Origin of the sequence: Reyranella sp., from assembly GCF_004296935.1 — a bacterium.
In the GTDB taxonomy this organism is placed as follows: Bacteria; Pseudomonadota; Alphaproteobacteria; order Reyranellales; family Reyranellaceae; genus Reyranella.
Map to the genome: position 1 here is coordinate 17,890 of NZ_SCVH01000032.1, position 9,372 is coordinate 27,261.

At 64.3% G+C, this 9,372-nt stretch carries 9 protein-coding genes; 3 read left to right on the forward strand and 6 right to left on the reverse strand.

Features of this window, described 5'->3' with window-relative positions; translation table 11 throughout:
- Positions 1-18: 18 nt before the first annotated feature.
- The 5 genes from EPO55_RS04270 to EPO55_RS04290 all read right to left on the reverse strand — a co-directional run bounded on the left by EPO55_RS04270 (position 19) and on the right by EPO55_RS04290 (position 4,498).
- On the reverse strand, positions 19-153 hold the full coding sequence (locus EPO55_RS04270) for a hypothetical protein (RefSeq protein ID WP_296335199.1): 135 nt from the start codon (positions 151-153) through the stop codon (positions 19-21).
- A gap of 36 nt (positions 154-189) precedes the next feature.
- Complete coding sequence (locus EPO55_RS04275; protein ID WP_296335200.1) at positions 190-807, reverse strand: methyltransferase domain-containing protein; 618 nt, start codon at positions 805-807, stop codon at positions 190-192.
- 45 nt (positions 808-852) lie between these two features.
- Positions 853-2,934: a winged helix-turn-helix domain-containing protein gene (locus EPO55_RS04280; protein ID WP_296335201.1), complete on the reverse strand. Its 2,082-nt coding sequence runs from the start codon at positions 2,932-2,934 to the stop codon at positions 853-855.
- Between the two features lie 31 nt (positions 2,935-2,965).
- The gene (cysK, locus tag EPO55_RS04285) at positions 2,966-3,961 is read right to left on the reverse strand and encodes a cysteine synthase A (protein WP_296335202.1); all 996 of its coding nucleotides are present in this window, start codon (positions 3,959-3,961) and stop codon (positions 2,966-2,968) included.
- Positions 3,962-4,252: 291 nt separating this feature from the next.
- Positions 4,253-4,498, reverse strand: coding sequence for a hypothetical protein (locus tag EPO55_RS04290; RefSeq protein ID WP_296335203.1), 246 nt, complete (start codon positions 4,496-4,498; stop codon positions 4,253-4,255).
- A 49-nt stretch (positions 4,499-4,547) separates the two neighbouring features.
- Here EPO55_RS04290 and EPO55_RS04295 point away from each other — a divergent pair, with 49 nt between their 5' ends.
- From EPO55_RS04295 to EPO55_RS04305, 3 genes are all read left to right on the forward strand, one after another.
- Positions 4,548-4,970: a hypothetical protein gene (locus tag EPO55_RS04295; RefSeq protein WP_296335204.1), complete on the forward strand. Its 423-nt coding sequence runs from the start codon at positions 4,548-4,550 to the stop codon at positions 4,968-4,970.
- Positions 4,971-5,186: 216 nt separating this feature from the next.
- Positions 5,187-7,280, forward strand: coding sequence for a 3-hydroxyacyl-CoA dehydrogenase NAD-binding domain-containing protein (locus EPO55_RS04300; RefSeq protein WP_296335205.1), 2,094 nt, complete (start codon positions 5,187-5,189; stop codon positions 7,278-7,280).
- Positions 7,281-7,310: 30 nt separating this feature from the next.
- A complete protein-coding gene (locus EPO55_RS04305) occupies positions 7,311-8,501 on the forward strand; it encodes an acetyl-CoA C-acyltransferase (RefSeq protein ID WP_296335206.1) in 1,191 nt (396 codons plus the stop codon).
- 18 nt (positions 8,502-8,519) lie between these two features.
- On the opposite strand, the gene EPO55_RS04310 is transcribed toward EPO55_RS04305, so the two are convergent.
- Positions 8,520-9,372: alpha-hydroxy acid oxidase (locus EPO55_RS04310; RefSeq protein ID WP_296335207.1), on the reverse strand; the 853-nt coding region annotated here is incomplete at its 5' end.

The following is a 9,372-nucleotide window of genomic DNA, read 5'->3' on the forward strand; positions in this document are numbered from 1 at the left end:
ATTCGGGCATCGGCCGCGTCAGGCGGGCTTCCGCGCCATGAACGGATATCCGTAGACGGCGAATTTCCGCGCCTTGTCCTCGCCGCCCGCACCCTTGAAGGTGTCGACCGCCGGGCCGATCTGCACGTCCACGAAGCCGGCGTCTTCCAACATCTTTTGCCAGGCTGCACACGGCAGACCGCCGGCAATTCAAGCCGTCCATAGATCGACGATGCGCATCGCCGATTCGGGAACGGGTTTGCCGTTCGCGATGTCGGCGAACTGGAGCCGGCCGCCAGGGCGCAGCACGCGGTAGATTTCCGAGAACACGGTCTTCTTGTCGGGGCAAAGGTTGATGACGCCGTTGCTGATCACCACGTCCGCCCAGCCGTCTTCGACCGGCAGACGCTCTGCCAGACCTTCGCGGAATTCGACGTTGCCCAGCGCGAGCTTGCGGGCGGTCGATCGCGACTTGGCCAGCATCTCCTCGGTCATGTCGACGCCGATCACCTTGCCACCGGGGCCGACCAGATGGGCCGCAACAAGGGAATCGAAGCCTGCGCCCGATCCGACATCGACGACACGCTCGCCCTTCGCCAGCAGCCGAAGCGACAACGGATTTGCGACGCCGGCGAACGATTCCACGGCGACATCCGGCAACGATGCGACGAACGCGTCATCGTATCCGAGATGCTTTGCCAGAAAGCGACCGGTGTGGAAGTGGTGAACGCCGTGCGGGTCGGTCGCGACCTCGCGGTACTTGCTCTTGATCTCCTCTCGGAGGGCCTCGGCATCGAGGCCGACAGCGTCTTCAGCAACGGCACTCATGGGCAATCTCCTGTGGTCACTATGGTTGGCGTGAAATTGCGCGTCTCACTGTTCCGACACGCCCGCCTTCCGCAGGCCGTCGAGGTACATGTCGATCTGCTCGGGCCGCTTGAGATAGAACAGATGCTCGCGAGCGAAGCCGACGCTGAATTCCGGCTTGATCCGCTTGAGGTCCCCGAGTGCGGACCGCACCTGGCTTTCGTCGCCCATATGACCGAGGGCCGAGACCAGATGAGCGTGGGCCCAATACAGGGCTCTGGGCAACTGAATCGACTGGCGAGCCCATGAGGCGGCATCGGCGTATTCGCCCCGGAACAGGTGGGCAAGCGACCGGTAGGAATAGAAAGCCCAGCGGAAGGGATCGTGCGGGCTCAGCTGGATGGCGATCTCGAATTGACTGATCGCTTCGTCGAGCCGGCCCTCGTAAGCGTAGGAGTCGCCCAGACCGCAGTAGCTGACGGCGAGCGCGGGGTTCAATCCAATGGCATGCTGGAGGGCCTCGATCGCCCTGTCGTATTCACGACGGGCAAGATGAACGCGACCTATCGTGAAGAAGCCGTTGGCATCCTGGTCATCGAGCTCTATGCCGCGCTGCGCGGCGAGTAGCGCTTCGTCCATACGGCCGTCGTCGGGCGCTGCATCGAAATACACCATGCTGAGGACGATGGCGTAGGCCAACCTGGAATGGGCGTAAGCCAGACCGGGATCGAGTTCGATGGCACTTCGCAGAAACTCCTGGCACTTCCGGTTGGCTTCAGGTGTGAATTTGTAGAACTCCGAAAGGCCGAGCTGATAGAGATCCCAGGCACCGAGATTCTTGCGGGGGCGACGCTCCGCCTTCTTCTGCTCCACCAAGCCAAGTTCGGCCTCGATCCGGGACGCCACATTGTGAGAGATATCGTCCTGGAGTTCGAAGATATCCACCGTGTCGCGATCGAAGCGCTCGGACCAGACGCTTTGCTCGCTTGTGGCATCGGCGATCTGGACGGTAATCCGAAATCGCGAGCCTGCCTTGCGCACGCTTCCCGTAACGACATAGTCGGCGCCGAGCTTCTGTCCGATGCTCCGAATACTCTCCTTCGACCCGCGGAAAGCGAAGGCGGGATTGCGGGCAATCACCGTAAGCCAGCGGTTCTTCGCCAGTGACGTCGTGATGTCCTCGGTGATGCCGTCGGCCAGGTAATCTTCCGAGGAGTCCGCGTTCAGATTCGTGAAAGGAAGTACGGCCGCCGTCGGCCTGGCCGAAGCCGCCGGACTGGCCGAGTCGCCGGGCGCAGCGTCTGGCTGGGTGTTCGCAATCGGCGCGACGAAGCGAAAGCCTCTGCCGTGAACTGTCGTGATGGTGTGCTGCGCGGCACCATCGTCTCCGACGACACGTCGAGCTGCCTTGATCTGGCTGCTCAAAGCCGATTCCGAGACGATCCGGTCGCCCCAGATCTCGCTGAAAATCTCCTCCTTCGTGATGGTCCGGTTGGGGTTGCGGGCGAGGAGCACGAGAAGATCGAACACCTGAGGTTCGATTGGAACGCGCTCGCCCTTCTCGCGAAGCTCGAAATGAGCCGTGTCGAGTTCGAAGTCGCCGAAACGGACGAGATGTGCGGCGTCCTCGTCGGAACCGAAATCCACCCGATACGCATGGATCGGCCGGCTGATGTTCTTGACCGATTGCTCGCCGAGCGAGACGAGCCGTACCGGCACCTTGGCGCCGATATGATCATAGACCTGCTTCGACAGAACGATGCCGCCCGGTTCGGCCAAGCCTTCCAGGCGCGCGGCGACGTTGACGCCGTCGCCGTAGATATCGCCTCCCTCGAGCATGATGTCACCGAGGTGAAGACCGATCCGGAGCTGTAGCCGGCGTGTCTGCCCCGCGCCGGCGTTGCGCGAGGTGAGCTGACGCTGGATCTCCACCACGCACTGCAATGCATCGACCACGCTTGAAAATTCCGCCAGCGCGCCGTCTCCCATCAGCTTTACGATGCGGCCACCGTGGCGACCGACCGCTGGGTTGACGACGTCGCTGAAGACTTCCTTGAGCCGCTGCAGCGTGCCGGATTCGTCGACCTCCATAAGGCGGCTGTATCCGACAACATCCATCGCGACGACGGTGGTCAGCTTGCGCTCCATGGTGGTCTCCCTTTTCGGCACGATGGTCCGTTCAGGCTGGGTCCTGAGCGTAGCCATCGAGCAAGGCCGTGGACAAGTATCGCTCGGCGGAGTCGGGCAGCAGCGTGACGACCGTGCGGCCCTTCATTTCGTCGCGTGCGGCAAGTCGCATCGCGCACGCAAGGGCGGCTCCCGACGATATGCCCGCCGGAATTCCTTCGAGCGCGGCCAGGCGCCTCGACGTGCCGATCGCCTCGTCGTTGCTGACCAGCATGACTTCGTCGATCAGGCTGCGGTCGAGAACGTCCGGCACAAAGCCGGCTCCGATGCCCTGGATGAGATGGGGCGAGTGCGTCCCCCCCGACAGCACCGGGCTGTTTTCAGGCTCGACGGCCACGAGGTGCAGCTTGGGATTGCGCGCCTTGAGGACTTCGCCCACGCCGGTCAGCGTACCACCAGTGCCGACGCCCAACACCACCGCGTCGATTACGCCATTGGTATCGCGCCAGAGCTCTTCGGCGGTGGTGCGGCGATGGATATCCGGGTTGGCCGGATGGCCGAACTGCCAGGGCATCACCGCCTTGGGCGTGGCAGCGATGATCTCCTTGGCTTTGGCGATCGCGCCGCCGATGCCTTGCTGGCGCGGAGTGAGTACCAGCTCGGCACCGAGAAACCGCATCAGCTTGCGCCGCTCCACGGAAAAGCTGTCCGGCATCGTGAGAATGCAGCGATAGCCTTTGACGGCACAGGCGAAGGCGAGCCCGACCCCGGTATTGCCCGAGGTCGGCTCGACGATCACGCTACCTGCGCCGATCTGGCCCTCGGCCTCCATCGCGTCGAGCATCGAAATCGCAATGCGGTCCTTCACGCTGCCAAGCGGGTTGAAGAACTCCAACTTGGCGAGAACCTCCGCCTGGCACCCCGCCTCTCTGGCGAGCCGTCCGATTCGCACCAGGGGCGTATTGCCGATGGTATCGAGGATTGTCTCGTAAACCCGGCCGCGACCAGGCTTGTCGAGGACGACGCGCGGAAGAGTGTAGTCGTTCATGACGTGCTCCTGCACTAAGACCATAGACACGCACAGGATTAGCGTCGTCCGCAGCCGATTGCTTGGGCGTCTCCTGAGGAGAGTCTGAAGAATTCCTGAGGGAAGGCCGGTTTCTTGCCGAGGGTGTTCTGATATCCGATCGCGGCGGATCGAGATCTTGGCATGGACGAGATCGTTGAAGAGGACCGGCCTGCCTGGGCAGCCTCCTCGAGACGGGCCAACGACCACGCCGACCGATCGGGATCGTCGGTCACGAGATCGAGCAGGACGCCGGTATCGACCGGGGTCGCGTCAGGACTTGCCGCGCGTCAGGATCATGATCTCGGCCGTATTCAAGCTCTTGCCCACATGATGGCGCAGACGGGCGAACCGGTTTGGGCTGGTGACCCGGCCTTTTTTGCCGGCAACGGTTCTGCCTGGGGCAGCCTTCGGCGAGGCGGCATTCCTTTCGAATACCTCTCGGTAGGCGGCGCGCCAGAGATCTGCCTCCATTCCATAAAATATCGGCAGGGGTCCAAGTCTGTCCTTGACGTCCATTTCCTATCCTTTCTACTATCCTGCTTAGGAGAACAAAAGGAGAATATCGATGAACCGCCCACAGCAGAACGTCACGGAGTATTTGTGGACCGCGCCGCGGGTTGGCGAATCGCGCCGTCGCACCAACCTGCGCCGCCGGGTCACCTTCCTGCGCGAACTCGAAAAGACCGGCTCGGTCAGCTATTCGGCGGCGCGGGCCGGAATCGACCGCCGCACGCTCTATCGCTGGCGTGATACGGATCCACGTTTTGCCGAGCGCTGGGACAGGGCCCTGCAACTCCGCGAGGAGGAGCTTCTCGACCGTGGCTACTCCCTCGCCCGAACGGGCGTGCCGCGTTACGTCTTCCGCAACGGCGTCATGACCGCCACCTACCGCCGTCACGACGAACGCCTGATCATGTTCATGTTGAATCACGCGCGCGCCCGGTCCGGCAACCGGCGTATCGAACCGCGCGGCGACGACGCCATCTGAAATACCGCGTCTGGAAATGTCACATCAGGTGTGTCGCTTTTGGGCGCATCCCTTCTTGTTTTCAGAGACTTGCGCGAACAGATAGGAAACCTCGGGCAACCCCGCGAAAGATGCGCGTGATCCTCCGCAACGCGAAATCCTGGAACGCCTTGCGGTCGCTGCATCCGTGCTAAGACGAGCCCAACACCAACAGCCTTCACAGGGAAAGATACGCCCATGTCCGACGCAGTCCTTCGCTCCACCCAGGGGCGTATCGGCATCCTCACGGTCAACAATCCGCCGGTGAATGCGCTCGCCGCCGCCGTGCGCAATGGCATCAAGGAGGGCGTCGAGGCGTTCGGCAAGGATCCCAACATCGACGCCATCGTGCTGATCGGCGGCGGCCGCACCTTCATCGCCGGCGCCGACATCCGCGAATTCGGCAAGCCGCCGTCGGGCGCCAACCTGAACGACGTCATCGCCACCATGGAGAACTCGCCCAAGCTGGTCGTCGCCGCCTTGCACGGCACGCCGCTGGGCGGTGGCCTCGAGACGGCGCTGGGCGCGCACTACCGCGTGTCGCTGCCGACCACGCGCATGGGCCTGCCGGAAGTGCATCTCGGCCTGCTGCCCGGCGCCGGCGGTACCCAGCGCCTGCCCCGCCTCACCGGCGCCAAATATGCGCTCGACGCCATCCTCTCGGGCCGCCACATCCCCGCCCCCGAGGCCAAGAGCAAGGGCATCGTCGACGCCATCGTCGAGGGCGACCTGCTGAAGGGCGCCGTCGCCCACGCCGAGATGCTGCTGGCGCAGAAGGCGCCGCTGCGCCGCATCCGCGATCTCACCGCGACGCTGGAATCGCCCGACCTGTTCAAGGAGACGGAAAAGGCGATCGCGCGGCGAGCGCGTGGCTTCAAGGCGCCGTGGAACATCATCAAGACGGTGCAGGCCGCCGTCGAGCTGCCGTTCGACGAGGGCATGAAGCGCGAGCGCGAGCTGTTCGTCGAGCTGCTGACCTCGTCTGAGTCGGCGGCGCAGCGCTATTACTTCTTCGCCGAGCGCGAGGCGGCCAAGGTGCTCGACGTGCCGTCCGACACGCCGCAGCGCGAGATCAAGACCGGCGGCATCATCGGCGCCGGCACCATGGGCGGCGGCATCGCCATGAACTTCGCCAATGCGGGCGTGCCGGTCACCATGCTCGAGACCTCCAAGGAGGCGCTCGACCGCGGCCTGAAGACGATCCGCACCAACTACGAGAACACCGCCAAGCGCGGCGGCATGAAGGCCGAGGACGTCGACAAGCGCATGGCGCTGATCAAGCCGACGCTCGACTACAACGACCTCAAGGACGTCGACCTCGTCATCGAAGCCGTGTTCGAGACCATGGAAGTGAAGGAGGCCGTCTTCAAGAAGCTCGATGAGGTGACCAAGCCCGGCGCGATCCTGGCGACCAACACCTCGGGCCTCGACGTCAACCAGATCGCCACCTACACCAAGCGCCCCGGCGACGTGATCGGCATGCACTTCTTCTCGCCGGCCAACGTCATGAAGCTCCTGGAGAACGTGCGCGGCAAGGCCACCGAAAAGGACGTCATCGCCACCGTCATGTCGTTCTCCAAGAAGATCGGCAAAATCCCGGTCCTCGTCGGCGTCTGCGAGGGCTTCGTCGGAAATCGAATGCTGAGGATGAGGGGCATCCAGTCGGCCTACATGATGGAGGAAGGCGCGCTGCCGCAGCAGATCGACAAGGTGGTGTTCGACTACGGCTTCCCGATGGGCCCCTTCGCCATGAGCGACCTCGCCGGCAACGACGTGGGCTGGCGCATCCGCCAGGGCAAGAAGGAGAAGGAAAAGCGCAACGTCCGCTACACCGGCTACGTCGCCGACGCGATCTGCGAACTCGGCCGCTTCGGCCAGAAGACCGGCGCCGGCTACTACAAGTACAACCTGCCCGACCGCACGCCGATCCCCGATCCCGAGGTCGAGAAGATCATCGAGGAGACGTCGAAGAAGCTCGGCATCACGCGCCGCGCCATCTCCGATCAGGAGATCCTGGAGCGGGCGCTCTATCCGATGGTGAACGAGGGCGCCAAGATCCTGGAAGAGGGCATGGCGCAGCGCGCGCTCGACATCGACGTGATCTGGGTCAACGGCTACGGCTGGCCGGTCTATCGCGGCGGCCCGATGTGGTGGGCCGACAACGTGGTCGGTCTCAAGACCATCCACGACGCACTTCTCAAGTATCGCGACGCTTCGGGCGACCCGTTCTGGGAGCCCGCGCCGCTGCTGAAGAAGCTGGTGCAGGAAGGCAAGAAATTCTCTACCGTTTGATCAATTCGAGTTTGAGGGAAGGAAAATCCAATGGCTGATGCCGTCATCGTCTCCACCGCCCGCACCCCGATCGGAAAGGCTTTCCGCGGCGTGTTCAACGACACCCACGGCGCCGACATGGGCGCGCACGTGATCAAGCATGCCGCCCAGCGCGCCAAGCTCGACCTCGCCGAAGTCGAGGACGTGCTCCTGGGCTGCGCCGCGCCGGAAGGCACGACGGGCTCCAACGTCGCCCGCGTCTCGGCGATGCGTGCCGGCGCGCCGGTCAGCGTCTCGGGCGCCACCGTCAACCGCTTCTGCTCCTCGGGCCTGCAGACCATCTCGATGGCGGCCCAGCGCATCCTGGTCGACAAGGTGCCGGTGATGATCGCGGGCGGCCTCGAGTCGGTGTCGCTGGTGCAGGGCCCGCCGGGCGGCAACAAGAACCGTCTGGTCAATCCCTGGGTGCAGGAGCACGTACCGGGCATCTACCACGCCATGATCACGACGGCGGATACCGTGGCGGCGCGCTACAAGATCAGCCGCGAGGCGCAGGACGAATACTCGCTGCAGAGCCAGCTCCGCACCGCGGCGGGCCAGCAGGCCGGCAAGTTCGACGACGAGATCGTGCCGATGGAAACCACGATGCTGGTCACCGACAAGAACACCAACGAGACCACCAAGAAGACGGTCAAGCTCGCCAAGGACGAGGGCAACCGGCCCGACACCAACATCGAGGGCCTGGCCAAGCTGCAGCCGGTGATGGGCCCGGACAAGTGGATCACGGCCGGCAACGCGAGCCAGCTCTCCGATGGCGCCTCGGCCGTGGTGATCATGAACGACGCCGAGGCCGCCAAGCGCGGCCTGAAGCCGCTCGGCATCTACAAGGGCCTGGTCGTGGCTGGTTGCGAGCCCGACGAGATGGGCATCGGCCCGGTCTATGCCATCCCCAAGCTGCTGAAGCGCTTCGGCCTCAAGATGGACGACATCGACCTCTGGGAGCTGAACGAGGCCTTCGCGGTCCAGGTGCTCTACTGCCGCGACAAGCTCGGCATCCCCAACGACAAGCTCAACGTCAACGGCGGCTCGATCTCGATCGGCCATCCCTTCGGCATGACCGGCGCCCGCTGCACCGGCCACGCCCTGATCGAGGGCCGCCGCCGCAAGGCCAAGAACGTCGTCGTCACGATGTGCATCGGCGGCGGCATGGGCGCCGCCGGCCTGTTCGAGGTGGTGCAGTAGGAAATCGGGGTGGGAGGATCAGCGCTTGTTGCGGCGCAGATCCTCCACGTCCTTCCACATCAGGAACTGCGGGCCGAGGTCGGCAATCCTGGGCGCGCCGATCTGGGCCTGGGTAATATCGATCTCACGCCGGAAGATCTGCAGCGCCTTGGCAGCGCCCGCCACGCCGCCCGCGGTCACGCCGTAGAGCGTCGGCCGGCCCACGAAGACGAACTTGGCGCCCATGCACAATGCCACGATGGCATCCATGCCGCGGCGGATGCCGCCGTCGAACATCACCGTCATCTTGTCGCCAACGGCGTCGCGGATGGCGGGCAGCACTTCCAGCGGCGACGGTGCGATATCGAGCTGACGGGCGCCGTGGTTCGACACCATGATACCGTCGACCCCCAGCGAGTGGGCGCGGATGGCGTCGTCGGGATGCATGATCCCCTTCAGCACGAAGTTGCCCTTCCACAGCTCGCGGTAGCGCTCGACGTGCTTCCAGCTCATCGGTGCGCGGTTCTGGTAGGCCACGAGGTCGGCCACCGAGTTGGCCGTGGGGTTGGAGCCGGCGTACTTGGCCCAGTTGTCGAAATAGGGCGTGCCATGGCGCAGCCACTGCATCATCCAGGCGGGATGCCGGAGCGCCTCGAACTTGGTCTTCCAGGTGAGCTTCAGCGGACGGCCCCAGCCGTTCCTCGCATTGCGCTCGCGGTTGGAGCCTTCCGGCACGTCGACGGTGAAGACCAGCGTGCGCAGGCCGGCATCGGCCGAGCGCTTGATCATGTCCTCGGAGACGGCCTGGTCCTTGGCGGAATAAAGCTGGTACCAGCCATGGTCGGGCGCGAGCTTGCCGAGATCCTCGATCGAGCCGGTGCTGGAGCCCGAC

What these genes read in the sequence shown, in the direction of transcription:
- EPO55_RS04270 (WP_296335199.1), bottom strand. Translation starts at nt 153, where the DNA reads ATGTTGGAAGACGCCGGCTTCGTGGACGTGCAGATCGGCCCGGCGGTC.
- EPO55_RS04275 (WP_296335200.1), bottom strand. Translation starts at nt 807, where the DNA reads ATGAGTGCCGTTGCTGAAGACGCTGTCGGCCTCGATGCCGAGGCCCTC.
- EPO55_RS04280 (WP_296335201.1), bottom strand. Translation starts at nt 2,934, where the DNA reads ATGGAGCGCAAGCTGACCACCGTCGTCGCGATGGATGTTGTCGGATAC.
- cysK (WP_296335202.1), bottom strand. Translation starts at nt 3,961, where the DNA reads ATGAACGACTACACTCTTCCGCGCGTCGTCCTCGACAAGCCTGGTCGC.
- EPO55_RS04290 (WP_296335203.1), bottom strand. Translation starts at nt 4,498, where the DNA reads ATGGACGTCAAGGACAGACTTGGACCCCTGCCGATATTTTATGGAATG.
- EPO55_RS04295 (WP_296335204.1), top strand. Translation starts at nt 4,548, where the DNA reads ATGAACCGCCCACAGCAGAACGTCACGGAGTATTTGTGGACCGCGCCG.
- EPO55_RS04300 (WP_296335205.1), top strand. Translation starts at nt 5,187, where the DNA reads ATGTCCGACGCAGTCCTTCGCTCCACCCAGGGGCGTATCGGCATCCTC.
- EPO55_RS04305 (WP_296335206.1), top strand. Translation starts at nt 7,311, where the DNA reads ATGGCTGATGCCGTCATCGTCTCCACCGCCCGCACCCCGATCGGAAAG.